We start from the raw sequence: 24,011 nt of genomic DNA, 5'->3' as shown, positions 1-24,011 counted from the left end.
TCTGAAAACACTCACTTTTTATTTACAATAGTAGCTTCTGATATTCCCCAGGATTGGAGTAATCCACCTTGCTCATTTAAGGTGCCGCGAATCGTGATGCTGTCACCTTTATTTAACTTTGATAAATCAACATTTACTTCTTTTGATAGATTTACTTTAAGAAAATTCGATCCGCCGACATGAACTATAATCCTTTTCTGTTCTTTGTTTGTTGAATCATTATAAGCATCGTTTACAGAGCCACTCCATTGAACAGTGTGTCCCTTTAATTCCTGCCAGTAGGCATCTTGTTGTACCTGTGTTTTTGAATTGTACTTTGTAATGAACGAATTAAAATCAGTGAAGATAGGATCTGCCGTTCTGGTGACGGAATTATTTTTTACGGTGTCTGTCTGTTTTGTCGTACATCCAGAAACAAATAAGCACAATAGCAAATAAAATACAATTCTTTTCATAGACCACCTGGAAATTCGCCCGATCGGCTCGGGTACTTGCTTCATTCCCCATGCATTTCCTTCCATTTACGCTTACGTTCCTTGAACTCGTCCAGTTCCTTTTCAATTTGTTCTATTTTTTCGTCTGTTAGATCTTCTTTATTTAGGCCGCCTTTGGCAGCTACGCTGATATTTCCAAAGTCGGGAAGTTTCTTTTTGGCAGGAGCAGGCAGTTCCAGTTCCGTCTTCTGTCCTTCAGTTTGGGAAAGCCGTATATTCAGATATTCGTTCAATGCCTTCCGTTCTTCTGGCGGAAGTTTTTTTGTTGTTTCAATAAGTTGTTGGATGTCAGGGGGCAGAGAGTCGTCGATGCTACTGAAAAACTGTGAAAGAGTAACTCCAAGGGCTTCACAAAGGCGCTCGATTGTATCTATAGTTGGCTTCTTTTTTCCAGACTCAATATCACCGATGTATGGTTGGGAAACCCCAGATTTAATCGATAGTTGGTTTTTACTCAACCCACTAGCTTCCCTAAAATGAGTTAACCTTTTTGCGAAATCCATAACGCCACTCCATCCTGATATATCTCAATAGAGATTATATCATACCTTAAACATAAATAAATTATATCAATAGAGTTGACAACATATATCAATAGATATAGAATGTAATCAATGGAGGTGATGCAAGGTGAAAAGATTGAGGGAGCTTCGAACCTGTCGGCAATGGTCGCAAATGGAACTTGCTCGGAAGTCGGGTGTATCCCAATCATTTATTAATTATTTGGAAGCTGGTACAAAGCAACCGACTCTTACAACTTTAAACAAGCTGGCTTTGGCGTTTGGAGTTCCAGTCTCGGAATTATTGGATAGCAGTGAACAAACTGCATAGAAAGGAGGCCTTCGCTTGAACAAGCCGGCAAAGAAACACGTCGTCCGAATCACCAAGGATAATCCGGCCCTCGTACGGGCAATTGTCGAAGGGCTGGAAGCAGCCAACAAGGCTAAGGAAGATATGATTGCTTTTGCTAAATCCTCCGAGAAAGGAGCCTGATGCAATGACCGATCTCACGAATATCCGCCAGATCGAGGAGACAACCGATTTCCGCAGAGCAAACGAGCTTTTGGCCGTGGGCGGTTGGGAACTGGTGAAGACGATCGATAAAGGGCACAAAATGCTTTACATCCTGATGTAGGGGTGATGGCCATGCCTTTTAAATGGCGCAGTCAGGACCATCGGAAAGCATGCATCGCGAAGATTTGTGCGTTAGTGGTTTGTCGGGGCATGGACTGGCAGAAGGCAGCGGAAAGCGCCCTACATATGCATGATGGCGGGCCTTTCTGGTACTGCAAGCACCCGGAGGAAGCCAGCGAAGGGACGATCGATCTGCTGATCAAAGACGGCCAGAAGTGGCTGCGGAAGCGGAAGGGAGCGTGAGGAATGGAAATCCCATTAGGGGTTGTGACGTGCCTTTACGGGGGCATCCTCGAAGAAATCGTAAGCGCGGAACGTAATCAGCGACTCGGCATAAGCGACTCGCGCAAAATTGAAAGAATCCGCGAAGCATTGGGGTTCTATAAAGAGCATTGCGTTCTGTCTTCGTATGTTCTGGAGGAGAAATTCAACAAGCTACTTCAGTTAGTAGAAGGGGCGCCCGCAGCCGGGGACGTGGCGGCGGGCGGTCAGGAGAAATAATGCGGGGCAAGTGATGGAGTGGCATTTCGAGGAAGTTTTATCACAACAACAGCATACATCAGCCTCGTGTCCAAACGCTTCCCAATATTCGGACAAGGAGGTGAACAGGACTATGAATTTTGGACAAACCCTCGAAAAAGTGATTGATGAGCGCGGCGAGACACGTGAAGGACCGGCGCAAGTGGCGAAGGTAAGCCACTCTTCAATCAGCAAATACATACGCGGGACCCGGCGGGTGCCGGAGGACGTCATGCGAAGCACGAGTCAGCATTACAACGAGCCGGAATTATATATCGCCGCGGCAAACGAAGCGACTGGCGGGGCTTGGGTCCCATGGCTGAACAACGCCGATCTGCATCGAGCGAACGTACATTTGAAGACGATCGAAGAGGTCGAGGAGGCGCGGGAAGCGCTCGCTGCCGCGCCGATCACGAAGCGCCGGGACCAGATGGACGAGAAGGAGCTCGCCAAGATCAAGACGGCAATCATCGAATGCATCGAAGCGATCACGGCCCTTACTCATCAAGTCGCAATTTTGTGCAAGGAATACTGCTTTTCCTGGATGACGATGTGGAAGGAGCACCGCAGCAAGCTGCGGGCAAGCAAATATTTGAAATAGGAGGTTGTTGGGGATGTCAATCAAGCGATTGGTAGCGGAAGCGCGTAGGGCTCGTAGAAATGCAAGGCATAATTTGAAGCAAATCCGGCGGAATCCAGAAATTATGAAGCCGGACAAGCTGCTGCAGGGAATCAGGTATTTGGAAGAGATGGAGCGTCTCGCAAAAGAGGAAATGGAGCGCCTAGCAAATGAGGAAATGAAAAACGCCCGGCGGGCAGGCCGGACGTCGTTGAGAAACCGTTTAAGAAATCTCTTGTTTATTGTAGCACAGAACGAGCGTTCGGTAAAACAAAAATTGGAGGTCAAATAGATGATGAAATCGACAGGTATTGTACGCAGGGTTGACGAGTTGGGCCGGGTCGTTATTCCGATGGAGTTGCGTCGGACGCTAGGGATCGGTGAGAAGGATGCGCTGGAAATCTACGTGGACGGTGAGCGCATCATGCTCAAGAAATACGAGCCGGCCTGCATCTTCTCGGGGAGCATGGATGATCTGATCCACTATAACGGCAAGATGGTCAGCAAAGCGGCGATCGCCGAGCTGGCCGCGGCAGCGGGCTATCAGCTTATGAAAAAGTCGAATCAAACCGCCTGACGAGCGCGACAGCGCCATGGGCCCGAAGCGGATCGGGCCGAAACCTACCGGCTACGGCCGGGATGGTCGCGGGATACCGCAGCAAGGGAACGCGAACGGAGAGATTAGTCAGCGGAAACCGTTTCACGCGCGCTGACCGCCTTGCTTCTTCAATACATAGGAAGGAGGAAATCCATGATTCCGAGCGTAGGAAGAATTGTGCATTACCAGCGACGAGGATCGGCCGATGGCGTACACAAAAGCGAGCCGAGTGCCGCAATTGTTACGGCGGTTGTCGATGCGAATACGGTCCATTTGTGCGTGTTGAATCCTGAGGGGATGTACTTCAATCATGACGTAAAGCAAGGCGAGGGGCCGGGGCAATGGAATTGGCCGCCGCGTGTGTAGCCCGAAAACAGAAAAAGACCCGTAGCAGCGGGTCCCTTAGCAAAACATCTTACGGCCATAGTACCATGCTGTTCCTTGAAAAATCAATAGCGAATGGAGAATGCACGTGATCCAGACCGTGAAATTTAAGAATTATCTTTGGGATTCAGAGGAATGCATCGTTCTTCGACTCAATCCTCATCCTTTGGCGCCCCTGGCTCTCATGGATATGTCGTTTCCATTTCATGAGGACATGCCGAACCTGAAGCTTGAGCCGGCTGCAGCGCTTGATTTGCGGAACGCAATCGATGGGGTGTTTACGGTTAAGGCGTTGCCGATGCCGGAAGTCATAGTCTCGGACGCACCGGAAATGCCGCAATTCATCGAATATCATCCTGTCAAGCTCGCTTCGTTGCTGGACGTCTCCTCTCGAGTATTCGACAGGATGGTTAATGATTACCGCTTGAAGCCTGACGATATGAAATTCGTTGTCCATCATTTGCAGACAACCCTCAATACTGTTTATCCCAATCGAAAGGACTGATTTTGTTGGTAGTTAAACAAGAAGATTTGAGCATGGAGCGCCGGTTGGAACTCGTTGAGAAGCAAAATATTGCAATCTTGGGCGACGATCAAGTTTTCGTTCGCCGTACGCCGGGCGGGCTGATCCGCAGCGTGAAGGGGGCGCCGACGCTTAAGGAATCGCACGGTGAATTCGCGGTGATCCAAGGCAAGGCCATGACGACATCGAAGGGATTCAACACACTGAACCAGATCGCCGGCCTTTCCATCATCACTCCTGCCACGCTCCAGCTGCCGAACGGGGATATCGTGGTAAATCCTTATCCCATCATCGACGAAGAAAGCCACACGATCACCAAAGTATGGTGCAAGAAGATCGCGATCGGCTATTCCCCGATTGGGAATTTGGTTATAACCTCGGCAACGCTGCTGTACGACATCCGCATGTATTTCATTCAAGACGTTATGAAGAAGGTCCAGTTTAATCAAGGCTCCGGCAAAGTCTGCATGGAGCAGATGCTGACGGAGAAGGAGAAGCAGACGGGGGTATTCCTGAAAATCGACGGGACATTCGGCGTCTGGGCGGATTTTACCCATAAAGAGATCTTGAAGGCGGTCGAGACCTTCATTAATAAAAAGCAGTTCGCCGAGCGGAATGCACAGTCCATCTGCGAGCGGCTTGCGATGTCGAAGCACCCGGCGCTTTCTCATGCGGCCTACGTAGATTGCCAAGGACCGGAGAAGCAGCGTGTAACGAAAGTGCAGGTCATCGGATACGTTCATGAATTTTCGAAAGAGCAGCTGATGGCTGTGGCCGAGCAGGCTGAGCGCGGGGAAGACATAGTCGTTAACGGCAAAAAGGCTGAGACGATCAGCATGACTGCCGAGGCTACGGAAGCCGATTTTGTTGCAGAGGCTGACGACGAGGAACGAGCTGGAAACGCAGAAGCCGAAGTCATTCATGCCGGAGGGCCGGCGTCGAGCAGTCAATCGAACGGCTTTGAAGGAGGAGAGCGGTTTTGATCAAATCCATATCGTTCACCAACGTCAAGGGTCAAACCGGTACGCAGGAGTTCGGAAAGAAGACGCTGATCATAGGTCCAAACGGATCCGGGAAAACAACCCGGGTCCAAACCCTTGGCATTGCGATCGAGGGATATGCCCCCGGAAACGGAAAAACAGCTCAGGATACATTCAAGTTGGCAACCGGGGATGCCATGGTGGTCGGGCTCAAGACTGATGCTTTTCAGTTCACACGGACCTTTACCAAAAATGAAAGCAGAGACAAAACCGGCAAGGTGAAGGTCGAGATCAATCAATCGCTTGCGGTCTCACCAGGAAGGGGCGAGAAAAAGGATACGGATAAAAAGGCCCGCATCCTTTCCGAAATTGGCAGCTTTCCGGTCGCGCTTGATTTTAACGAGTTCTTGTCGCTTTCGGATGCCAAGCGTCGTGACTTTTTCTACAGCTTAAGCCCGATCACGACAGACGGCTGGAGCAAGGCCAAAATCGAAGAATGGCTCCGGGAAAGCATGCTGCTTGAAGAGGTCCGGGAGAACAATCCGGAGCAGTATCAAGCAACACAGGACATTATTGAGGAAGCGTTGCAGGAGTATCCGGACGGCTTTGGAGTAAGCGAGGGCTTGCAAGCCATGTTGGATTGGGCAACCGCGCAGCGGACGATCTGGGACAGCAAGAAGAAGGATGCGCAGGGAGCCGTTCGGCAAATCGCCGACATGAAGAACGAGATGGATGAGACGGACCGGAACATTTCCGATTCGAAAAACGAGCTTGACTCGCTGCAGCAGCAATTGATCAGAGTTGAAAAGCTGATTTCGGGATCGACTGCCAAGAAAGAAATTGTTGGCAAGCGAGTTCAGCGGATCGGCGAATTGCGCGGGAATATTGCTCAATTGAAGGCGCAGCCGGTTGTTACCGATACGGCGGGATTGGAGAAGGAGCGCGCTGACCTTGAACAGCAGGTTCTCGAAGAACTGGATGTTCAAGTCCTCATGGCTCCACTCAAAGATAAGATTTCGGCGGCACGATCGCAGCGCGCGGTCCTTGACGAGAAGCATCAAGGCTTGCGCCATCAGGTAGTAAGCATATCAAGTACCGTTAAGACTTTGGCCGAATCTCTGGACACTGTAGGGGAGCTCGGCGGACGCTGCATCATTCATCATATGATCAGTTGTAACAAGGACTTTACCGGACTTGATGAATTTGTCTCGAAGAAGAAGACCGAGGCGGACAAAGCGATCGCTACGCTGCAGGAAGAGCTTAAGCAGGTTCAGACCGAGATTGCCACACTGGATGAGCAGGTAAAGTCTGCGGAGTTGGAACGAGAGAACATTCTTTCTAAGGCCCAGGAAGTCAGTAAGAAAAACAGCGAGATTCGGAAGCGTGTCGGTGACATTGATAAGGAAGTAGCCGATCGCCGAACGGCAGCTCAGCGACGTGAAAACGAGCTGAAGCTTCTGGAAGACGAACTTAATCGGCTTGTAAATGAACCGGCGGATAAAATCGAAGACGTTCAGATGCTCCAAATCCAATCAGCTGGGGTGCAAGCGCAGATCGACGAGCTCAAGCAAAAGATTCAGGAGAAAGAGAAGGCAAAGCAAACGATTCTCTTGATGCAGCAATCGATGCTGGACAATCGGAAAGCCGAGTATAAGGCGATCGCGTTCAAATCGTTACTGGAGCAGCTGGGGCCGAAGGGAATCCAAGGCGAACTAGTCAAGGAGATCATCGGGCCTCTGAAATCGGACATTCAGCAGAACTTGCAATTCATGGGGATCATGAACGAACCGTTTTTCCAAACAGAAAGCGATACCGGCAAAGAAGTCTTCCAGTTTGGCTGGATTAATGATCGTGGACACCAAGTAAATTTCGATGTTTTGAGCCGCGGGCAGCAGGCGCTTTACTTCGCGGCCATGATGATGACGATCATCGACCGGGCTCAGCCAAAATTGAAGCTACTGGTCATCGACAACATCAACGATTGCGACTCGAAGAACTTCCAGCTGCTGTTGGACGGCATTTCCCGGCTCGAAGATCGCGTCGATAACATTGTTCTTTCCGGAGCAATTGAATACGAGTTCCGAGCAGATGGGTGGCTGGTGACCGATCTGGGGCCGGCCAAGTCGGATCAGTTTGCAGAGGAGGAGCCCTTCGATGCATCTGCTTGACGGGTTGAACACGGCCCAGCTTCGTGCCTCTGTATCGGATTCCGAGGTTATTCTCACATTGGCGGGCGCCGGATCGGGGAAGACGACTGTTTTGACAAGACGGGTTGCCAACCTACACATCAATCATCGGGTCGGGACCAGCAACATGCTGGCCCTGACCTTTACCCGACTTGCCGGCAAAGAGATGAAGGAACGGGTCATCAAGTTGATCGGCGAGCAAGAAGGGAAAAAACTTTTCTGTAATACTTTCCACGCCTTCGCGGTTATGGTGCTGAATGAGTGGGGGCACCTGATCGGCGTGGACAAGCAGTTTTCGATATTCGACCAAGAGGACCGGGAGGCTATTTTGGTTCAAATCATGACCGAATTCGGCTGCAAAATATCCTTGAAGAAGGTGCTGGACCGATTCAATTGTGCTGATGGCAGCCGCGGGCATCCTGAAGAAGAAAGGGTCATAAGGGAGTACTCCTACCGTTTGCGGCAGAACAACGCGGTTGATCTGGACAAGCTTATCTATCACGTTAACACTCTTTGGAGTGAGCATACCGAAGCGCTTGAGTATTACCGCCGCATGTATAGCCACGTTTTCGTGGACGAGTTCCAAGACACGAACGACGAGCAGATGAACATGTTCCGCATGCTTGCTCCTCGTAATCTATTTGTCGTCGGGGATGATTTTCAGGCGATATACGGCTGGCGCGGCGCCAAGGTCGGATATATTATCGACTTTCCCAAGGAGTACCCGTCCTGCGAGGTCGTGAAGCTCGAGGACAATTATCGATCGACTGAGCCGATCGTCGCGGCGGCCAATAAGTTGATTAGCCACAACGAGAAGCAAACCGAGAAGACGCTGATTGCTCATAAGCAGGGTAACGATGTTCAGCGGGCATCATTGATCAATCCAATGTCTGAAGCTGCTTTCATATTTTCCATTATTCAAGATTCGATGCAGTTGGAGGCGCCTCTAAAATCTATCGCTATTTTGGCCCGGACAAACTCTCACATCGATTTTCTTCAACGTCAACTCGGAACATGGGAGGTGCCTACTCAGCGGGTTGCAGGTGGCGATGATGTTTACAAACGGGGAGACGTAAAGTCGATGATCTCCTGGCTGCAGATCATGTTCAACCCACGGGATAAGGTCAATTTGAAGAAAGCACTCCGGTTTCCGCGAGCCTATTTGACCGATCTGCAGATGCAGACGATAGAGTTTCAGGCGTTGGAGAGGGATAAGGAGCTATTCGAAATCATTCAGTCAGAAGCATCGTCGGACGTTGGGTGCGGGGCGTTTATCAATCTCATGCTTGAATTGGATCGGCTTGTTCGCGATAGGCAAGTCTATTTAGCTTCTGACTGGATGCGCTACCTGATCGAGACGCTGGGAATAGACGCCTATTACGCTCGGCACGGCCTGACCAACCGGATGGCTGATGTCGAGCGGGCCATCGGTGCCATGGAAGCATGGGAGCGTTCGAAGAAGCAGCTGGGAGAGGACGCCAGCGCTTCGAATTTCCTGAAATGGCTGAAGTACCGCGACATTCAGGAGAAACTCGTCGAGGAGCAGGATGCTGTGAAACTGATGACTGTCCACGCTTCCAAAGGGTTGGAATTCGATACGGTTTTTGTGGCTGGCCTGAATGAAGACGTGTTTCCGTCGAAACGGACCGTGGACATGGAGGAAGAGCGCCGGCTGATGTACGTTGCCGTCACTCGGGCCAAGGAACGGCTCTTCCTTACTCGTGCTGAGCAAGTTGAGAACTGGAATGGTGAGTTGGTTTCTGCGGCTCCTAGCCGGTTCCTGACCGAATGCCGCGATAGTGTGACGGCATGAGCAGCCACCTTGTTGAAGTCGATAATGTGCGAACAATCGTGCCGCTTAGGCGCGAGCTGTGGGAGCTGAAAGATGTGGATCGGGAGGCTTTCCGGGATCAGGTTAAGGATTACCTGAAATGGTTCCCGCATTTGGAGCCTGTATCCCTTGCGAATGGCTGTGTCATCTGTAAAACCATTAGGAAAGGATTGAATGGCGTTGAAAAACGGGAAACGCCCAACCCTTCGGCAGAAGATCGCAATCGGATCAGCAGGTAAGGACCCTAACGATTGGCTTGTATCAAAGGTGCTTGTCGGCAAACTCGTGATTGTGCATAAGAACGATCAAAGGAATAAGCAGATCATTTCGGCATAGGAGGTGAGCGCCGGTGGAGTCCGCTGTAAGCCCGCAGCCTGATGGGCCTCATATAAGAATCAACCATCAAATACATAGGGAAATAATTCGGAGAAAGTTTACACAACGGCAAAGGAACATCATCGACTTTATCCTTACCCTGTCGTGGGGCTGTGGGAAAACATCGGCGATCATCCCCAAACTGAAAGATTTTGCCTTGTGCGGAGTCAAGTACAATCACATTCGGAAAGAGCTCCAAACGCTGGTTATGAAGAATGTCATCTTTTGGGAAGGTAGCATGAATGTCTTCCAAATCAACAAGCATTATGACCAGTGGGATATCGATGTGAATGAAGATTTTGACCCGAAATTACTGAACAATCTGATCAGCTTCAACATCGAAAACGAGTCGCCGAATCTATCCAAAAAACTTCCCAAAAAGGGAAGTTCCTTCCCTAATCGGGAAGGTGAAAAACTTCCTGAAAGGGGAACTAACTTCCCAAAAAGGGAAGCGAAAACTTCCCGAATCGGGAAGCGAAAACTTCCCAAAAAGGGAAGCTTAATGCGTCATTTCTTCAATCCTAGCGCGGCATTTCGGACTTCTAAAACAATTATTAAAGCAATTATTAAAAAAAGAACTACAACAACAACAACGACGGAAATCGCGCCGGAGGAATATCCATTCTCTCGAATCTTTCAAGCCTATCAGAACAATTTCACGAAGAATGGGGAGATTCGGGAATTCGAAGCCCAAGAACTCGGAGTTCTATTCGACGACTACGGCGGGGAATGGATGATCAAAGCGATGCGCGAAACCTTCAGACAATCCGAAGATAAGAGGAACTTGGCGTATGTCCAAGGTGTACTGATTGGCTACCGCAAACGCGGCGGACCGGAATCTCCTAAGTCGAAAGATCCGCCGGAACAGCGGGAAGTACCGCAGCGCCGGACCAAACAGCAAAGTGAGTTGGAAGATCTACGGCGCAAAGCGAGGGAGGAGAGGCAGCGTGGACAAAGCTGACGTCATCGATCTTCTTGCAGAGATCAAGGAAGAGTATAGGCACTTTGATGTCAGTGACGAAAGCATTGAGCGTCATCTGAAATATCTGTATGACATCCCCTTTAATACCGCGATGAAGAACGTCGAACAACATATCGCGACAAATAGCAGGTTTCCCCCAGGAATTGCCGACATCCGCGGCCGGCTCGGCGAGCAGTTGGATCGGCAGCGACAACGCGAAGAAACGGAAACGTATCTTGCCCAGATCGAACATTGGCGTGAGAATGCGGCGCCTCCTCCGGCCGGAAATCGGGATAAAGTGATGGCTATATTGCGAGGTGAGACCGGGTGACAAATTTGGATGAGTTCCTGGGGATGCCGATACCGTGTGATCTTCCGGCGGAACAGGCCATTCTTGGAGCGATCCTGCTAGACACCACGGGCACGGCTATCGAGATTGTGCGCGCCAAGCTGCAGGGTGAAGCATTTCATGACAGGAAGCACGCCCGCATTTATAGCCGAATGGCCGCTCTATACGACGAAGAGGAGCCGATCGACCTGATCACGCTCAGCAGCCGTTTGAGTGACGAGGAAGAATTGGATTTTATCGGCGGCATGCAGTATCTGTCTGATTTGGCAAACAGCGTCCCGACGGCGGCCAACGTCGATGCTTACGTAGGCACTGTTTACGAAAAGTATCTGCTCCGAAAAGGGATCGAAGCCGGCATGGCTGTCATGCGGCAGGCGGCGTCAACGGGAGACCCAAGAATCGTTATTTCCGGACTGCAAACGGCGGCGACAAAACTTGCAGACTTGGCCGCGCCGGCGCAGGAATTCGCGACTATGCGCAATGTCTTGATAACCGTCTACGAGCAGGTAGAGGACCGCTATTCAAACCGGGACACTTACCGCGGCATAAACGGGGTACCGTCCGGCTTCCCCGATTTAGACCGGATGACGTCCGGCTTCCAGAAATCTGATTTGATTATCGTCGCCGCTCGTCCATCCGTAGGGAAGACCGCGTTCGCACTGAATATCGCCCAGAATGTCGGCGTGCGAGCGAAAGAGACAGTCGCTATTTTCAGTCTCGAGATGGGCGCCGGGCAGCTCGTTCAGCGGATGATATGCGCGGAGGCTGATGTCGACGCGACACGGATGCGGACTGGATACTTCGAGCCAGGAGACTGGGAGCGAATGACGACAGCCATCAGCAAATTATCCGAAGCCAATATTTTCATCGACGACTCTCCTTCGATTACGGTTCACGAGATCCGGGCAAAATGCCGCCGGCTGAAGAAAGAGAAGGGGCTGGGCCTCATCTTGATCGACTATTTGCAGCTCATCCAAGGCCGGGGCAAGGCCGGCGAGAATCGGCAGCAGGAAGTATCGGAAATATCTCGGACGCTGAAGCAGATTGCCCGCGAACTGGACGTGCCTGTCATCGCGCTATCGCAGCTCAGCCGGGCTGTCGAGCAACGGCAAGAAAAGCGGCCGATGATGTCGGACCTGCGGGAGTCGGGATCGATCGAACAAGACGCCGACATCATAGCGTTTCTGTACCGTGACGATTACTACGATAGAGAGACCGAAAAGAAAAATATTATCGAAATCAACATTGCCAAGCAGCGGAACGGCCAGACAGGAACGGTGGAGCTTGTGTTCCAGAAAAACTTCAACAAATTCGTGAATCTCGATCGCAGTCATTCGGAGCAACCAAAGCCGAAGCCGCCGCAGGATCAGCAGAATTTCAAAAAGCGTGATAATCGGCGCTGGGCCAATTAGGGGAGGGAGAGACATGCAGAGGAATGTCAATTTCGCTAACCGCGGGATGTCATTTGAGACGCTAATCGATCGCACCAACGAGATGTACGAGCAAAAGGATATTGCAGTCATCAATAAGCGTCCGACACCGATCAAGGTGACAGGGAGAGGACCGGGTGGAAAGGTTACCGGCTTTTTCTCTAAACCGTCAACTGTTGATTATGACGGGATATACCTCGGGGGAAAATCAATCGTGTTCGAAGCAAAGTCAGTGAAGTCGCTCGACCGATTCGATCTAAAGAACATCGAAGATCATCAGATCGCTTATCTGGCAAAAGCCCATAGACATGGAGCAATCAGCTTTTTGCTTATCGATTTCGAAAAGCATCGGATCACGTTCCTGGTTCCATTCGTAACGCTCAATTCCTATTTGCTGCGCAAGGCAAAAGGGGGGCGGGGCTCCCAGAGTGTTCCGATTACTTCCCTTGATGTTGATGCCTACCGGGTAGAAGCCGGCCGAGTACCGCTCGATTATCTTGCCGTCGTCAATAAAATTTGGAATCTGGAGGTTGCATAACATGTTCGATAGAGCGCACGAGGTCAGAAGCGTTGCGGCAAACATTATTATTAATCATCATCCTCACCTGGAAGAGGCCTACAACGAGGGCCTAATCGGCTTTTACTTCAAGGACGGAAATAACGACTGGGCGGGAAAGGCCAAGAAGTGCACAGCGTTCGAGCGATATACAACCGGGCATATGCTGTTCATCTTTATCGACAAGCATGCATGGAAGGTTTACTCCGATGATCAGCGGCGGGCGCTTGTCGATCACGAGCTTTGCCATTTCACGCGAGAAAAGACGCTGGAATACAACCCGGAAACCCAGAAGCAAGAGCCGAAGTGGTGCGACGTTAATGATCCGGATAATTGGGGCATTCGCGATCACGATGTGGAAGAGTTCTCCGAAATTATCTCCCGACACGGTCTATGGGAAACGGGTATTGAACGATTCGCCGCCGCCGTCCGATCAGCTGACTACCAGATGACGATCGAGGACATTGAGGAAGAGCAGGAAAGCGAAGAATCTGGGGAGCCGGCAAGAACGCCTTATTCTGTTGATCGCGGGGGCGTTGTCTCCCTGAAGAAGAACGGCGACGGAAAAGGCGGGGACGCCGCGTAAGCGGGGATATCGGGGGGCGTTGGATAAGTAATACGTGACAGGGAGGGTGCAGTATGGGGGACGTGAAGGCAATTGCTCTTAAAGATCGGGGCGAAGTGACGGAGGCTGATCAAGCCGAGCGCCGGATCTCCGAGCTCGAGAATGAGAATGACCGGCTAAAGTCTGAAATTCGGGTTTCCAATGATGTAGTTGACAACCTGCGCAGCAGAGTCCGCATGCTGGAAGAAGAACGGGAACGGAATAAAGGGTATGTATTCATTCGTGTTCCTGTCCTGCCGGGCGATCACCCGATTCATCAACATGTCGGAGTCGTAGGGGTGGCCGATCGCTTCGCTACGGAAATTGAGTCAGCAAGCATGGATCGTGGGCGCGCGGCAGTGGAACTTTTCCAACTATTTCAGTCTTTTGTGGGGCTCATATATTCGGAATTGGCGGACCTTCACCCCGGTGGGCGCGATGTCGTTGGATATGTCAAAACGTTTTTTGCCCATTACAACCAGCAGCATTTGGATCAGCTGCCGAAGGTAAAGGAGCAGACAGGATGAGCGAAAAAATAACGGCAATCTTTCCATTCTGCGGGCTCGGAGGCGGCGCCATCGGGGCATTAATGGCCCGCCCCGAAGCTTTCGGGGTAACGGGTCAGGTCGAGGTTGTATGCGGGATGGACGTCGACCCGGACGCCTGCCGCAATTTCGAGGTATTTACCGGTGCGCCGTGCTATCAGTTCGACTTCTTTTCCCGGCAACAATACATCGATTGGCACGGCCATGAGCCGCCGGAAGATTGGCGCGAGCTGACGCCGGACGACATATGGCGGGCCTGTAACTACAAAACGCCGGATTTCAGCTTCCGCAGTGCGCCGTGTAAGGGCTTCACCGGACTGCTGGGCGGGAAGAAATCCAAATCGAAGAAATACCAAGCGCTCAACCAACTGGCGCTCCGGGAAACCGAGCTGACTTTGAAAGCGTTCGAGCATGACCCGATTCCGGTCATGCTCATGGAAAACGTACCGGGCATCCAGACGCGGGGGAAGGACGTTCTCGACCGGCTGAAAAAAATGATGGTCGATGCGGGGTACCTGCTGTCAGAAAGCGTCTTCTGCTGCGGGGAAATCGGCGGGCTCGGTGCTCGGCGGAAACGGTACATTCTCATCGCCCGTCATCCGGATAAATGCCCGGCTGAGATATTGGAGCCGGCGAAGCTGCCGCTTAAAACGATCGGGGACGTGATCGGACCGCTGCCAATGCCGGGAGATATTGCGGCCGGGGGGCGGCATCACCGGGAACCGATGCTCTCATGGCTCGTTGCTCTCCGGCTTGCAACGATCCCGGCCGGAAAGGACTGGCGGGCGCTGGAGGACCTTGATTGGTGGAAACTTCGGGTACAGCACGAGCCGCGGAACGGGGCTTACGGCGTCGAGGAGTGGGACAAACCTTCCCGGGCGATCACCGGAGCAGCCGATCCGGGTCGAAGCAATAGCGCGACGGCAATATCGGACCCGAGAACCGGTTATAAGCCTGAGACCCACGGTAATATATACCGGTTGTATCGTTTCGACGAAATAGGCCCTTCGATAACGGGAGCTGTCGGTCCGAATAACGGTGCCGCATGTATCGCTGATCCGCGCATCCATCACGACGTCAACAAGCAGGGAAACGCCTACCGCATATCGCGGATCGACGAGCCGGCGCCTGTTGTGACCGGTTCGCGGCTCGGTAGTGGTGGGATTGCAATTAATGACCCGAGGATTGAAGGCAGCCCGTATCACGACACGTACAAGGTCAGCGAGTGGGACAAGGCCGGGCGCACTGTTACAAGTGGCGGCGGCCCAAGTAGCGGAGCCCCCGTAATTTCAGATCCGCGAGTCAACAAATGGGCCGGAAAATACCCGGGAACGTACAAGGTCAGCGACTGGGAGACGCCGGCGAGCACGATCATCGGCCAGACTGACATCCAGACGGGCGCGCTGTCGGTCAGCGATCCACGCGTGAAAACGGAGCTTTATCCGGACTGCTACGGCGTGCAGCAATGGAACGAGCCGGCCAAAACGATCCGGGCGACGGAACGAGTTATGCAATCGGCCTGCAGCATCGCTGATCCACGCGTCACCTGCTCGCCGCGTAACGGCACTTACGGGGTTATGAAGTGGGACGCTGCGGCTCCTACTGTGACCGGCGGAGACGTCCACTCGGGAGCTTCGGCCATCGCAGATCCGCGCGCCCCAGATGATTACGAACGAGGCGTCTGGATCATCATCTCGCTGGACGGCACACGTCACCGGGCGCTGACGACCTTCGAGCTCGCCATGCTCCAGGGAATGCCACAGTACATGCGGGACGGGCGGCCGTTCGAACTGGTTGGAGTCAAATCCGACAAAAAGGCCCGAGAGTACATCGGCAATCTCGTTCCGCCGCCATCGGCCAAAGGCTGGATCGAGGAGATCGGCGCGGCGCTGATCTGCAGCAGGCAGGGTATCACGTTCCGGATGAGCTATCAGCCGGTGTGGGTTGCACCGGAGGAAGACGAGCAGCGGGCTGCTGTGCTGCATTAAGGGGGAAGTCTGTTTGAGCGAGTTTTTCTATGGTGGTTCGCAACATGCCGTACTCGCCAGCAAAGTACAGATTGCCGAGCATGCAAACCAACTGCAAGAAATCATTTCAAGAAGCGGCCACGATATAGAACTAGTGGCCGTGAACAAGTATTACAAGGGAAGTTGTGTCTGCCGGGTGGAAGGGCGGCTCCACAATTATACGATTTACGAAAATATGGTTCGTCGAGAGTACGAATTTCGGGGGTACGGGGGCGACGTTTGGGAGCAGGCGCCGAATCTCGTACAGCTCAAAGATTTGGAGCTCGGGCAGATGGAATTATTTTGAGGATGGTGGAATCATCATGATCTTGACCGGCAACTGCTTGCACGTCCTCCCGACGCTCCCGGCTGGTCACTACCATACTTGCGTAACCAGCCCCCCCATTTTGATACGTGATCTTACGTGATTGAGGTGTTCGAGATGAACGTCAGGCTGCGACAGTTGAAGAAGGTCATGGACCCGAAGGATTTTTGGTGGTTATGCGACGAGTATGTTCGCGGGGAATGCTGCCCGCTGTGCGGACGAGAACTTCGTTTCCGCAGTTGGTCCGAGGATGGCCCCGCCGGGTATGGGTGCGTCGAAACGGACGAACGATGCCGGCACTGCGAATACTCGCGCAACTGGTCATATGGACATACATCGCTCGTTGTGGGTGATTGGAGCGGCGAATATCCCCATCGGACTGATCGAATTGAGATTGATCGGATCGAAGCCGAGTTTGCCCGCCAGATCAGGAATTTCCGGTCACGGCGGAAGGATGCTCGGCAGAAATATTATAGGCGGAAGGCGAGGTGAGCAGGATGAGCAAAATGGATGATTTGATTTCGGATCTTGATACAGCAGCCGGCATGCTGCTGGTCGCATCGATGAAGGACGAGACGGTACGTGCGGCTATGGAGAAGATTACACACGTTTCGGTGGAACTGGGGATTATTGCGAGCGGGGAAGGTACGGAACAAGCATAGAAAGCAAAAAGGGAGCTGCAGCTCCCTTCCTTGATCGGATGGCTCTTATCGTCATTATTTTCTCCAGCTGATTCAAGCGCGGGCAGCGCAACAGCTTTTGCACAGTACGGAATGAACCCCGATTGGGTCAAGTTTATCAGAATTATCGTTTTCTTTCGATACACAAATGTTGGAAGGATAAAGCAAGATGAACGGAGGAATGCGGGCATGAGCGATAAAACAAAAATTGAATGGTCCGATGCCACATGGAACCCAGTTACCGGCTGCTCAAAGGTATCGGAAGGCTGCCGGAATTGCTACGCACTTACGCTAGCTGAACGCTTCCGAGGTACACCAGGGCATTACTTTGAAAAAGGGTTCGACGTCACGCTCCGGCCGGATAAACTCGACCAGCCGCTGCGGTGGCGTCGGCCGCGGCGCATATTCGTGAACAGCATGTCGGACCTATTCCATCCGGACGTACAGGACGACTTTATTGACCAAGTTTTCGCGGTCATGGCGCTTTGTCCGCAGCACACGTTCCAAATTCTCACGAAACGGCCGGAGCGAATGGCGCAATATCTGAACCACTCAAGCAGGAAAAATGATATCGAGACATCAGCGCATGGCACGAGTTACCGAATCAGTGGATTCGGAAGACTCGATTTGAAGGACGAAGATTACGACTTTCAATGGCCCCTCCCGAACGTATGGCTAGGCGTCAGCGTCGAGATTCAGAAGGCGGCGGACGATCGGATTCCGCTGCTGATCGAGACGCCGGCGGCGGTCCGATTCCTGAGCTGCGAGCCATTGCTCGGTGAGGTAGTGGTTCCGTGGTGGAATCGGATTGATTGGATCATCGTCGGCGGGGAAAAAGGCCCCGGCGCCCGGCCGATGCATCCGGATTGGGCTCGAAGCTTGCGCGATCAGTGTCAGGCGGCCGGCGTGCCCTTCTTCTTCAAACAGTTTGGAGAATGGGCGCCAGTTCATGAACTTCGATGCAACGAACGAGGCATTAAAGGGAAACCGTGGTTCAATTTCGACCCGGACACGGCACTTTGCAAAATTGGGAAAGTAGCTGCCGGTCGCCTGCTGGATGGCCGCGAATGGAACGAATTCCCGGAGGTGCGGACATAATGGCGAAATGGACGCGAGAGCTGATATGGGTTGCCCGTGATGGAAACGGCGCTGTTGTTCGAATGCAGGAGACCGCACCGGACGAATGGATGAAGCAGCTTACGATATGCGACTGGTGCAACGATAAGGTTCAGGAGGTATGCCGCCCGCATTCTTTCGATACGGCGAGCGGAGAAAAGATGTGCCGGCGTTGTTGGGACAAGGATCGAACGCAGTACAAGAGGAGCCACGGCGAGGACATCGGGCCGTTCCGGGCTATCAAGGAGGGGGAGCAATCTTGACCAAAGACGAGGAATTCCAGCGCATGAAAGCAGCATTACAGAACATTCTGGAACTATCTGCTGATGAATTTTCAAAGTCGCAAGCTCGGTACGGGTTGGGGATCGCAGGCACCGCAGGACACAAACTGGTTGAAGCAAATCAGGAGGGGCGAGCATGAAAGATCAACCTGTATTGTTTTACTGCAAGGACGGAATTTTGTACCCCGTAGCTCTTACAGCGGAGCAGCATCAAATACTCGAAACGACGGTCAAACTGTTGTTCGCGCCTCTGACAATCGTCAATAAGCCGCAAGGCGAAGCGGTCAATCTACTTGGTAAATACGACGGATAATATTCCAAAAATATTCTATAGAGGTGTGGGCATGCCGGAAACGAACACGCAAGTTGATAAGGCGCAGCTGCTCGAGCATTTGGATCTCTGCGCTCAGTTGATAAAGGACGAGAACGTCAGGAAAGTGCTGCAAAACCTGAAGCAAGATGTGGAGGCCGGTCAATTCGACGCCATTGCTGCACAAGATTAATCAACGAGGGGCGGAGCGATACATGCAGGACTTACTTGAAGGGTACCAACAGACAAAGAAGATGCTGCGAGCGCTCCGCACTCTTAATACGGACGCCTCGGATCGGGGCTTGCTCAGTAGCATGATCGGCGATTGTGACTATGCAATCGAGTGGCTCCAGACGGGGAGACGTCCGGGCAACCGACGGGGTATCGAACGCTACGCAGCTTATCAGCGCGAGGTCTTGTGTTCATTCGAGGTGCTGGATCGACAGCCGGTCCCCCCTCCGCCGCGGCGGCTGGTCGTGAACGACTATAACCGGATTATACAAGTGCTGAATATCCTGTCCGGACGTGAACGGGCCTGTTATGAAATGCATTATGCCGGATTATGGTCGGAGTATGAGATTGCCGACCGGCTGGGCATCAGCCGCGATTCTGTTCACGAATACTTGGACCGTGCGCAAAAAAAGATCAAAAAGTTTATATCGAAGCCCGTACAAATGGAGCTATTCCCTCTGGAATAGCTCTTTTTATTTGGACACATAAATTAGGACTCTCCACTAACTCCAGTTCGAAGCGCAAAAAAGTTCAGGTTACCGCCTACCGTTACCCCCCTTAGTTTTGTTCCCTTCTGGACTATGTCTTTTTATGTGATCCTTTTCAGTATTGAGCATGTCATCTTTTGTGGCCTCCGGTTTAATCACGGCGTATTGAATATACATTGTATCGAGAATTAACTTGCCTGAGCTTACATGTTGTTGTTGCCTTCTTCTTAAGTTATCCGTCTGACCTACATATACTATTCTACTGTCAGATTTATTTCTGTGACGATATATTCCTGGGGACTCAGGGATATCGCAAAAATCTCCTTTTACTATCGTTGCTTCTCTCATCCGACCAGGCGGTAATGCAGAGAATTGTTTGTTTATCTGCTCTTGTGCTTGATTCTCTACCGCTTTCACGACATTGCCAAAAAGCTTTCCAAACAAACTCATACTTTCGTTCACCATCCTTTGTACCTAATGGGTTAATGAATATTATAATACAAAGGACCTAATTTGGCTATATCTGGAATTGTGGATGAACAGCACAGATCGTTGCTTGGAAGTGAACAAGTTTTGTCCACCAAACGCCACCTATTTATGAAGGGCGCGTCTGACAAACGAACGATACAGCCCCGGATTAACCGGATCAGCCTATCAACGGTCAGCACGATACGCGTTCGTCTGAATCTGAATCGCCGCAGGGCCGTGGGCTCTCGACAAAGCGCGGCATACAGCCCCGCGCGGGGGCGATATACCCGCGCTCTTATCTTGCAAGACCCTCAAATTCGAATACTCCGTTCCTGGTCTGCTTAATCGTCAAACTTTTGCAGATTGGACAACCCCACACCTCCGGGGGCGAACGTCGATGGCAGGCGACAAAGGGACGGATCGCCACGGCTTGCCGGCCGCCGCAGCAAGTGCCGGAATGAAATGAACTGGGGTGGTCCTATGAAGTGGTTTCAAATGCTTATTAAAAAACTCGCTTCATATTCTGCACCCGATCCGAGAAACCGCAATGAACGGAGGCACGGCCGTGGTCGATGATTTGCAGGCAGCACGAGGATTTATCAATGGCTTCCTTCTGTCGACGGCGATTTGGATCGTTCTTGGATGGTTGGTGTACTGGCTTACCTGATCAACAAGTATCATCTGATCCGAAACTCGAACATGACCTTCGCGAAGCGGAGCCCATTAATCTTGACCATATCGTCGGTGTTCACTTCAATGGGCCCACCATAGTCGTGGAGTTTACCAGAAAGCCACACCTCGACCGGCAGGTTGTTATGCATGGCGACTCGGAAATGATGGTCGGAACGTAATACGAAACCGGAAGCGAGCATTATTCCTTCGCCTCCGGGTAATCGGCCTTGAGCGCGTCAACGGAGTCATATTTGCTCGTTTCAAAGAGGAGTTTTGCCGGCGCCTTGTCCGTCCGGTCTTTGATAATGTGGCCGTATATTTTGCTACCAATCGGGGAGCGGAAGACAAACATGGTTTTTCCGGGTTCGTTGGCAAGCGGGTACTTTTCGATCATGAATGGAACCCCCTATTATTATGGCATTTTAAAGTTTCTGGCTCGCTCCATAGTGTTTTCCCAAGCCATGGGAGCAAACCAAAATATAAAGAGCGCCATTAGAATTAGGAAAAGGATGAATCCGGCAATAGCGTAGGGCCACGGCATTGGTTCCTGCTTTCGGGATGTTCTTCTTTTACGGGCCATATTCCATTCACCTCCGGAAGAACTATTCGACGTATGGGAGGATTTACCTCCTTTTTGTCGAATGATGATCGTTGGAGGAGTGACTGATATGGATATTCAGGATAAAATAATTAAATGGATGCAGGTAGGCATAATATTTGCGTTGTCTAGTACAAGCATTTTATTATTGATTTTGGTTGGTCAGGTTTTCTTTGAAAAGTTCGGCTTTCCAGAAGGTATAAACTCAGGAATTATTGGGGCGGTTGGATCAATTATTGGTGGGTCACTTACGCTGATTGGCGTTAGATGGACGTTGACTCATGCTACAAGAGCCTTCATGAAACAAAAAAGAATTGAAAATAAGGAGCTTAATCGAAATGTGTTAAAGACTTATCAGTTAGTATTGTTGAATCATCTGAATCAATTGAACAAATTATTAGAGGGCGTTATCCAGAACACAAGCGACAACGATTTAATTGGTTGTTTCCCGACTGATTTTCCTGTACCGTTTGATTCATTGATACGCAATACCAACGATGATATGTTGCCATCAGAGTTAAATATAATAATAACGCATTTGAAGATTTTTCAATTAACTTACTATGACAATGGAGAAAGGAAGAGTGATATTAATGAGGTCTTGTACCTAAAGCGCCTTAGACTACTGAATGGTAAAGTAAAGGAACTTCACGATAGATTAGTTCCGCTTTACGAAAATAATAAACTTTAATCAGGGCACCCTGACCGGTGCTTTTTCTTTTGTCCAAAAACCGACTCAGCTCAAAGGAGGCGAAATTTTTGCGAATCGAAACCATAGCCATTGACCGGATCAATCCGGCAACTTATAACCCGAGAGTGGACCTTCGTCCCGGCGACCAGGAGTATGAGAAGCTGAAAAGGTCAATCATGGAGTTCGGATATATAGACCCGATCGTCTGGAATGAGCGGACCGGGAACATGGTCGGCGGGCATCAGCGGTTCAAAATCATGGTTGATGAGCTGGGGATGACCGAGATCGCGGTATCTGTTGTAGATTTGGATCTGGAGCGCGAAAAGCTGCTGAACCTTGCGCTGAACAAAGTGTCGGGCCGGTGGGACGACGAGGCGCTGTCCGATCTGCTCGACGAGCTGCGCACAAGCGGCGTGGACCTCCTCCTGTCCGGGTTTGATCCTGGTGAAGTGGATCGGCTCATTGAAGAGTTTGCCGAGCCCCCTGACGATATTGCCGGGGACTTCATAAACCGAGAATTGAATGCGGACGATTTTGACAAATCCCAGTTCGATTGCGAGTGTCCGCGTTGCGGTTTTGTTTTCGATAAGGCTGGAGGAGCGTCGTGATGCCGGTGTGGGATTGGAGCCTGAAAGACATCGATCGTGTAACGAAACACGGGCGGACGGTCTTCTCTTGTTTCAGCTGCGGCGGCGGTTCGACAATGGGGTACAAACTGGCAGGGTATACGGTTCTTGGTAATGTCGAGATCGACCCGCAGATGATGCGGATTTACCGCCAGAACCACAAGCCGAAGCATTTCTATATGATGCCGATTCAGCAATTCAAGAATCTGCCGGATACAGATCTGCCGGCTGAACTCTTTGACTTGGATATCCTGGACGGATCGCCCCCGTGCAGCGTCTTCTCGACGGCTGGAAGCCGTGAGGAAAAATGGGGCGGCGAATTCGCTTTCCGTGAAGGGCAAGCCGTGCAACGTCTGGACGATCTATTTTTTGATTTTCTGGATGTCGCTGAGAGATTACGGCCTAAAGTGATTGTCGCTGAGAACGTGAAGGGCATGCTGATCGGGAAGGCCCGCGGCTTCGTTTGTATGGTGCTCTCCCGTTTGCGAGAGATCGGATATCGACCGCAGCTTTTTTTGCTTAACTCGGCGACTATGGGTGTTCCTCAAAAGAGGGAGCGCCTTTTCTTTATTGCTGTGCGCGACGATTTGTTCTACCCGAAACTGCTGCTTGAATTCAATGAAGCGCCTATCCTGTATCGAGACATTCAGTCTGGGGAAGGGCCGCTGATAAATCGGGAGAGCAAGACGTTTCGACGCTGGTTAAAGCGCCGGCCCAAAGACCTGAGTATCGGTGATGTCACTGGTCGTGAAGAGGGGAAGGTCAACAACTTCAACACGATCTTGGTCAAACGGCAAAAAGTACCGAATACGCTTGCCAGCTCGTCCGTTTTTCTTAGGTCCGATGAGCCGCGGCATATCAGTGATGACGATATCATCCGTATGCAAACATTCCCGCGTGACTATGACTTTGCGGATGCGAACGTACAGTACGTATGTGGAATGAGCGTGCCGCCGCTGATGATGAAGGGCATTGCATCGGAAATCTATAAGCAATGGTTTGCTGAAAAATAAAGGAGAGCGCTGAGAACGCTCTCCATCCACCCAGGGAAGCCCCCGGCCGAGATAGTGGAAACCCGTGGCCACGGAAGCGAAAAGCCACTATCTCACCAACATTTTACAACAAGGCCGGGTGGCTGACAATGAAAAATGAGAACGAATGTTCCTATTTGCAGGATTCTGATCGTGATGCCCTACTCCAGCACGAGCTTCAGGTGTTGGGGGGCATTATCGATTCGAAAGAAAAGTACCGGAAGATCATACAGGCGGGCATTGCTCGTTGGGTCCGTGACTTTCAAGACGGCAGGATCGAGATCAAGACGGTCGATGACTTGAAGAAATTGATCGAGATCGACCTTGAGCTGCAAAAAGATGACCTTTAATAGCGGGGAAGCACCCCGGATAAAACCGACTTAACACTTCGGAGGTGGGG

General features: G+C 51.3%; 38 protein-coding genes. 33 read left to right on the top strand and 5 right to left on the bottom strand.

Going from position 1 to position 24,011, the window contains the following annotated elements; genetic code table 11:
- Positions 1-11 precede the first annotated feature (11 nt).
- Entirely contained in the window at positions 12-521 is a 510-nt protein-coding gene (locus FE783_RS12885) for a hypothetical protein (RefSeq protein WP_138879777.1), read from the bottom strand.
- Positions 497-997, bottom strand: coding sequence for a helix-turn-helix domain-containing protein (locus tag FE783_RS12880; RefSeq protein WP_138879776.1), 501 nt, complete (start codon positions 995-997; stop codon positions 497-499). The genes FE783_RS12885 and FE783_RS12880 overlap by 25 nt, the downstream gene beginning before the upstream one ends.
- A 127-nt stretch (positions 998-1,124) precedes the next feature.
- Here FE783_RS12880 and FE783_RS38975 point away from each other — a divergent pair, with 127 nt between their 5' ends.
- The 29 genes from FE783_RS38975 to FE783_RS12770 all read left to right on the top strand — a co-directional run bounded on the left by FE783_RS38975 (position 1,125) and on the right by FE783_RS12770 (position 19,504).
- Positions 1,125-1,325 carry a helix-turn-helix domain-containing protein gene (locus FE783_RS38975; protein ID WP_138879775.1) on the top strand — a complete coding sequence of 67 codons (201 nt, stop codon included), beginning with the start codon at positions 1,125-1,127 and terminating at the stop codon, positions 1,323-1,325.
- 15 nt (positions 1,326-1,340) lie between these two features.
- Positions 1,341-1,487, top strand: a complete 147-nt coding sequence (locus FE783_RS37540) for a hypothetical protein (protein WP_158301774.1) — start codon at positions 1,341-1,343, stop codon at positions 1,485-1,487.
- 4 nt (positions 1,488-1,491) lie between these two features.
- Complete coding sequence (locus tag FE783_RS37535; RefSeq protein WP_158301773.1) at positions 1,492-1,629, top strand: hypothetical protein; 138 nt, start codon at positions 1,492-1,494, stop codon at positions 1,627-1,629.
- Positions 1,630-1,640: 11 nt separating this feature from the next.
- Positions 1,641-1,871, top strand: a complete 231-nt coding sequence (locus FE783_RS12870; RefSeq protein ID WP_138879774.1) for a hypothetical protein — start codon at positions 1,641-1,643, stop codon at positions 1,869-1,871.
- A 3-nt stretch (positions 1,872-1,874) separates the two neighbouring features.
- Entirely contained in the window at positions 1,875-2,129 is a 255-nt protein-coding gene (locus FE783_RS12865; protein ID WP_138879773.1) for a hypothetical protein, read from the top strand.
- A gap of 112 nt (positions 2,130-2,241) precedes the next feature.
- The gene (locus tag FE783_RS12860; protein ID WP_138879772.1) at positions 2,242-2,748 is read left to right on the top strand and encodes an XRE family transcriptional regulator; all 507 of its coding nucleotides are present in this window, start codon (positions 2,242-2,244) and stop codon (positions 2,746-2,748) included.
- 13 nt (positions 2,749-2,761) lie between these two features.
- Positions 2,762-3,058 (top strand): hypothetical protein, encoded by a 297-nt coding sequence (locus FE783_RS12855; protein ID WP_138879771.1) that lies wholly within the window; start codon positions 2,762-2,764, stop codon positions 3,056-3,058.
- Positions 3,059-3,343: an AbrB/MazE/SpoVT family DNA-binding domain-containing protein gene (locus tag FE783_RS12850; RefSeq protein WP_138879770.1), complete on the top strand. Its 285-nt coding sequence runs from the start codon at positions 3,059-3,061 to the stop codon at positions 3,341-3,343.
- A gap of 174 nt (positions 3,344-3,517) precedes the next feature.
- Positions 3,518-3,730, top strand: a complete 213-nt coding sequence (locus tag FE783_RS12845) for a hypothetical protein (RefSeq protein ID WP_138879769.1) — start codon at positions 3,518-3,520, stop codon at positions 3,728-3,730.
- Between the two features lie 106 nt (positions 3,731-3,836).
- Complete coding sequence (locus FE783_RS12840; protein WP_138879768.1) at positions 3,837-4,253, top strand: hypothetical protein; 417 nt, start codon at positions 3,837-3,839, stop codon at positions 4,251-4,253.
- 32 nt (positions 4,254-4,285) lie between these two features.
- Positions 4,286-5,254 carry a hypothetical protein gene (locus tag FE783_RS12835; RefSeq protein WP_138879767.1) on the top strand — a complete coding sequence of 323 codons (969 nt, stop codon included), beginning with the start codon at positions 4,286-4,288 and terminating at the stop codon, positions 5,252-5,254.
- Complete coding sequence (locus FE783_RS12830; RefSeq protein ID WP_138879766.1) at positions 5,251-7,419, top strand: AAA family ATPase; 2,169 nt, start codon at positions 5,251-5,253, stop codon at positions 7,417-7,419. The genes FE783_RS12835 and FE783_RS12830 overlap by 4 nt, the downstream gene beginning before the upstream one ends.
- Complete coding sequence (locus tag FE783_RS12825; protein WP_138879765.1) at positions 7,406-9,250, top strand: ATP-dependent helicase; 1,845 nt, start codon at positions 7,406-7,408, stop codon at positions 9,248-9,250. The genes FE783_RS12830 and FE783_RS12825 overlap by 14 nt, the downstream gene beginning before the upstream one ends.
- Positions 9,251-9,442: 192 nt before the next feature.
- Positions 9,443-9,604: a DUF6906 family protein gene (locus FE783_RS38970; RefSeq protein WP_420799736.1), complete on the top strand. Its 162-nt coding sequence runs from the start codon at positions 9,443-9,445 to the stop codon at positions 9,602-9,604.
- A gap of 13 nt (positions 9,605-9,617) precedes the next feature.
- On the top strand, positions 9,618-10,604 hold the full coding sequence (locus FE783_RS12820) for a replication protein (RefSeq protein ID WP_138879764.1): 987 nt from the start codon (positions 9,618-9,620) through the stop codon (positions 10,602-10,604).
- On the top strand, positions 10,591-10,935 hold the full coding sequence (locus tag FE783_RS12815) for a replicative helicase loader/inhibitor (protein ID WP_138879763.1): 345 nt from the start codon (positions 10,591-10,593) through the stop codon (positions 10,933-10,935). The genes FE783_RS12820 and FE783_RS12815 overlap by 14 nt, the downstream gene beginning before the upstream one ends.
- Positions 10,932-12,365: a replicative DNA helicase gene (gene dnaB / locus FE783_RS12810; RefSeq protein WP_420799735.1), complete on the top strand. Its 1,434-nt coding sequence runs from the start codon at positions 10,932-10,934 to the stop codon at positions 12,363-12,365. Before FE783_RS12815 ends, dnaB begins: the two co-directional genes overlap by 4 nt.
- 13 nt (positions 12,366-12,378) lie before the next feature.
- Positions 12,379-12,921, top strand: coding sequence for a Holliday junction resolvase RecU (locus FE783_RS12805; protein WP_138879762.1), 543 nt, complete (start codon positions 12,379-12,381; stop codon positions 12,919-12,921).
- 1 nt (position 12,922) lies between these two features.
- Entirely contained in the window at positions 12,923-13,525 is a 603-nt protein-coding gene (locus FE783_RS12800) for a putative metallopeptidase (protein WP_238403031.1), read from the top strand.
- A 53-nt stretch (positions 13,526-13,578) separates the two neighbouring features.
- Positions 13,579-14,070: a hypothetical protein gene (locus tag FE783_RS12795; protein WP_138879761.1), complete on the top strand. Its 492-nt coding sequence runs from the start codon at positions 13,579-13,581 to the stop codon at positions 14,068-14,070.
- A complete protein-coding gene (locus FE783_RS12790) occupies positions 14,067-16,076 on the top strand; it encodes a DNA cytosine methyltransferase (RefSeq protein ID WP_138879760.1) in 2,010 nt (669 codons plus the stop codon). Before FE783_RS12795 ends, FE783_RS12790 begins: the two co-directional genes overlap by 4 nt.
- A gap of 13 nt (positions 16,077-16,089) precedes the next feature.
- Positions 16,090-16,401, top strand: coding sequence for a hypothetical protein (locus FE783_RS12785; protein ID WP_138879759.1), 312 nt, complete (start codon positions 16,090-16,092; stop codon positions 16,399-16,401).
- A gap of 515 nt (positions 16,402-16,916) precedes the next feature.
- Entirely contained in the window at positions 16,917-17,081 is a 165-nt protein-coding gene (locus tag FE783_RS37530; protein ID WP_158301772.1) for a hypothetical protein, read from the top strand.
- A 207-nt stretch (positions 17,082-17,288) separates the two neighbouring features.
- A complete protein-coding gene (locus FE783_RS12780) occupies positions 17,289-18,197 on the top strand; it encodes a DUF5131 family protein (protein WP_138879758.1) in 909 nt (302 codons plus the stop codon).
- On the top strand, positions 18,197-18,478 hold the full coding sequence (locus FE783_RS12775; RefSeq protein ID WP_138879757.1) for a hypothetical protein: 282 nt from the start codon (positions 18,197-18,199) through the stop codon (positions 18,476-18,478). Before FE783_RS12780 ends, FE783_RS12775 begins: the two co-directional genes overlap by 1 nt.
- Positions 18,475-18,636, top strand: coding sequence for a hypothetical protein (locus tag FE783_RS37525; RefSeq protein ID WP_158301771.1), 162 nt, complete (start codon positions 18,475-18,477; stop codon positions 18,634-18,636). The genes FE783_RS12775 and FE783_RS37525 overlap by 4 nt, the downstream gene beginning before the upstream one ends.
- On the top strand, positions 18,633-18,809 hold the full coding sequence (locus FE783_RS37965) for a hypothetical protein (protein ID WP_202916178.1): 177 nt from the start codon (positions 18,633-18,635) through the stop codon (positions 18,807-18,809). The genes FE783_RS37525 and FE783_RS37965 overlap by 4 nt, the downstream gene beginning before the upstream one ends.
- Before the next feature lie 31 nt (positions 18,810-18,840).
- On the top strand, positions 18,841-18,999 hold the full coding sequence (locus tag FE783_RS37520) for a hypothetical protein (RefSeq protein WP_158301770.1): 159 nt from the start codon (positions 18,841-18,843) through the stop codon (positions 18,997-18,999).
- A 22-nt stretch (positions 19,000-19,021) separates the two neighbouring features.
- On the top strand, positions 19,022-19,504 hold the full coding sequence (locus FE783_RS12770) for a sigma factor-like helix-turn-helix DNA-binding protein (protein WP_158301769.1): 483 nt from the start codon (positions 19,022-19,024) through the stop codon (positions 19,502-19,504).
- A 69-nt stretch (positions 19,505-19,573) separates the two neighbouring features.
- Here FE783_RS12770 and FE783_RS12765 read toward each other — a convergent pair whose 3' ends face one another.
- The 3 genes from FE783_RS12765 to FE783_RS12755 all read right to left on the bottom strand — a co-directional run bounded on the left by FE783_RS12765 (position 19,574) and on the right by FE783_RS12755 (position 21,059).
- Positions 19,574-19,975: a GIY-YIG nuclease family protein gene (locus FE783_RS12765; RefSeq protein WP_158301768.1), complete on the bottom strand. Its 402-nt coding sequence runs from the start codon at positions 19,973-19,975 to the stop codon at positions 19,574-19,576.
- Between the two features lie 695 nt (positions 19,976-20,670).
- A complete protein-coding gene (locus FE783_RS12760; protein WP_138879754.1) occupies positions 20,671-20,865 on the bottom strand; it encodes a hypothetical protein in 195 nt (64 codons plus the stop codon).
- Complete coding sequence (locus FE783_RS12755) at positions 20,865-21,059, bottom strand: hypothetical protein (RefSeq protein ID WP_138879753.1); 195 nt, start codon at positions 21,057-21,059, stop codon at positions 20,865-20,867. Before FE783_RS12755 ends, FE783_RS12760 begins: the two co-directional genes overlap by 1 nt.
- Before the next feature lie 274 nt (positions 21,060-21,333).
- Between FE783_RS12755 and FE783_RS12750 the strand changes: the two genes are divergently transcribed.
- From FE783_RS12750 to FE783_RS12735, 4 genes are all read left to right on the top strand, one after another.
- Positions 21,334-21,954, top strand: a complete 621-nt coding sequence (locus FE783_RS12750; RefSeq protein ID WP_138879752.1) for a hypothetical protein — start codon at positions 21,334-21,336, stop codon at positions 21,952-21,954.
- A 68-nt stretch (positions 21,955-22,022) separates the two neighbouring features.
- On the top strand, positions 22,023-22,562 hold the full coding sequence (locus FE783_RS12745) for a ParB N-terminal domain-containing protein (protein ID WP_138879751.1): 540 nt from the start codon (positions 22,023-22,025) through the stop codon (positions 22,560-22,562).
- On the top strand, positions 22,562-23,593 hold the full coding sequence (locus FE783_RS12740; protein WP_138880082.1) for a DNA cytosine methyltransferase: 1,032 nt from the start codon (positions 22,562-22,564) through the stop codon (positions 23,591-23,593). Before FE783_RS12745 ends, FE783_RS12740 begins: the two co-directional genes overlap by 1 nt.
- A gap of 128 nt (positions 23,594-23,721) precedes the next feature.
- Positions 23,722-23,961, top strand: coding sequence for a hypothetical protein (locus FE783_RS12735; RefSeq protein ID WP_138879750.1), 240 nt, complete (start codon positions 23,722-23,724; stop codon positions 23,959-23,961).
- The last annotated feature ends 50 nt before the right edge of the window (positions 23,962-24,011 follow it).

It is taken from the genome of Paenibacillus mesophilus (assembly GCF_005938385.1).
In the GTDB taxonomy this organism is placed as follows: domain Bacteria; phylum Bacillota; class Bacilli; order Paenibacillales; family NBRC-103111; genus Paenibacillus_AB; species Paenibacillus_AB mesophilus.
The sequence above is the reverse complement of the archived record's forward strand: the minus strand, read 5'-3'. Positions and strand labels throughout refer to the sequence as shown.

Coding starts and splice junctions, on each gene's coding strand:
- FE783_RS12885 (WP_138879777.1), bottom strand. CDS start 521: ATGGAAGGAAATGCATGGGGAATGAAGCAAGTACCCGAGCCGATCGGG.
- FE783_RS12880 (WP_138879776.1), bottom strand. CDS start 997: ATGGATTTCGCAAAAAGGTTAACTCATTTTAGGGAAGCTAGTGGGTTG.
- FE783_RS37535 (WP_158301773.1), top strand. CDS start 1,492: ATGACCGATCTCACGAATATCCGCCAGATCGAGGAGACAACCGATTTC.
- FE783_RS12870 (WP_138879774.1), top strand. CDS start 1,641: ATGCCTTTTAAATGGCGCAGTCAGGACCATCGGAAAGCATGCATCGCG.
- FE783_RS12865 (WP_138879773.1), top strand. CDS start 1,875: ATGGAAATCCCATTAGGGGTTGTGACGTGCCTTTACGGGGGCATCCTC.
- FE783_RS12860 (WP_138879772.1), top strand. CDS start 2,242: ATGAATTTTGGACAAACCCTCGAAAAAGTGATTGATGAGCGCGGCGAG.
- FE783_RS12855 (WP_138879771.1), top strand. CDS start 2,762: ATGTCAATCAAGCGATTGGTAGCGGAAGCGCGTAGGGCTCGTAGAAAT.
- FE783_RS12850 (WP_138879770.1), top strand. CDS start 3,059: ATGATGAAATCGACAGGTATTGTACGCAGGGTTGACGAGTTGGGCCGG.
- FE783_RS12845 (WP_138879769.1), top strand. CDS start 3,518: ATGATTCCGAGCGTAGGAAGAATTGTGCATTACCAGCGACGAGGATCG.
- FE783_RS12835 (WP_138879767.1), top strand. CDS start 4,286: ATGGAGCGCCGGTTGGAACTCGTTGAGAAGCAAAATATTGCAATCTTG.
- FE783_RS12825 (WP_138879765.1), top strand. CDS start 7,406: ATGCATCTGCTTGACGGGTTGAACACGGCCCAGCTTCGTGCCTCTGTA.
- FE783_RS38970 (WP_420799736.1), top strand. CDS start 9,443: ATGGCGTTGAAAAACGGGAAACGCCCAACCCTTCGGCAGAAGATCGCA.
- FE783_RS12805 (WP_138879762.1), top strand. CDS start 12,379: ATGCAGAGGAATGTCAATTTCGCTAACCGCGGGATGTCATTTGAGACG.
- FE783_RS12800 (WP_238403031.1), top strand. CDS start 12,923: ATGTTCGATAGAGCGCACGAGGTCAGAAGCGTTGCGGCAAACATTATT.
- FE783_RS12795 (WP_138879761.1), top strand. CDS start 13,579: ATGGGGGACGTGAAGGCAATTGCTCTTAAAGATCGGGGCGAAGTGACG.
- FE783_RS12790 (WP_138879760.1), top strand. CDS start 14,067: ATGAGCGAAAAAATAACGGCAATCTTTCCATTCTGCGGGCTCGGAGGC.
- FE783_RS37530 (WP_158301772.1), top strand. CDS start 16,917: ATGAGCAAAATGGATGATTTGATTTCGGATCTTGATACAGCAGCCGGC.
- FE783_RS12780 (WP_138879758.1), top strand. CDS start 17,289: ATGAGCGATAAAACAAAAATTGAATGGTCCGATGCCACATGGAACCCA.
- FE783_RS12775 (WP_138879757.1), top strand. CDS start 18,197: ATGGCGAAATGGACGCGAGAGCTGATATGGGTTGCCCGTGATGGAAAC.
- FE783_RS37965 (WP_202916178.1), top strand. CDS start 18,633: ATGAAAGATCAACCTGTATTGTTTTACTGCAAGGACGGAATTTTGTAC.
- FE783_RS37520 (WP_158301770.1), top strand. CDS start 18,841: ATGCCGGAAACGAACACGCAAGTTGATAAGGCGCAGCTGCTCGAGCAT.
- FE783_RS12770 (WP_158301769.1), top strand. CDS start 19,022: ATGCAGGACTTACTTGAAGGGTACCAACAGACAAAGAAGATGCTGCGA.
- FE783_RS12765 (WP_158301768.1), bottom strand. CDS start 19,975: ATGAGTTTGTTTGGAAAGCTTTTTGGCAATGTCGTGAAAGCGGTAGAG.
- FE783_RS12760 (WP_138879754.1), bottom strand. CDS start 20,865: ATGCTCGCTTCCGGTTTCGTATTACGTTCCGACCATCATTTCCGAGTC.
- FE783_RS12755 (WP_138879753.1), bottom strand. CDS start 21,059: ATGATCGAAAAGTACCCGCTTGCCAACGAACCCGGAAAAACCATGTTT.
- FE783_RS12750 (WP_138879752.1), top strand. CDS start 21,334: ATGGATATTCAGGATAAAATAATTAAATGGATGCAGGTAGGCATAATA.
- FE783_RS12740 (WP_138880082.1), top strand. CDS start 22,562: ATGCCGGTGTGGGATTGGAGCCTGAAAGACATCGATCGTGTAACGAAA.
- FE783_RS12735 (WP_138879750.1), top strand. CDS start 23,722: ATGAAAAATGAGAACGAATGTTCCTATTTGCAGGATTCTGATCGTGAT.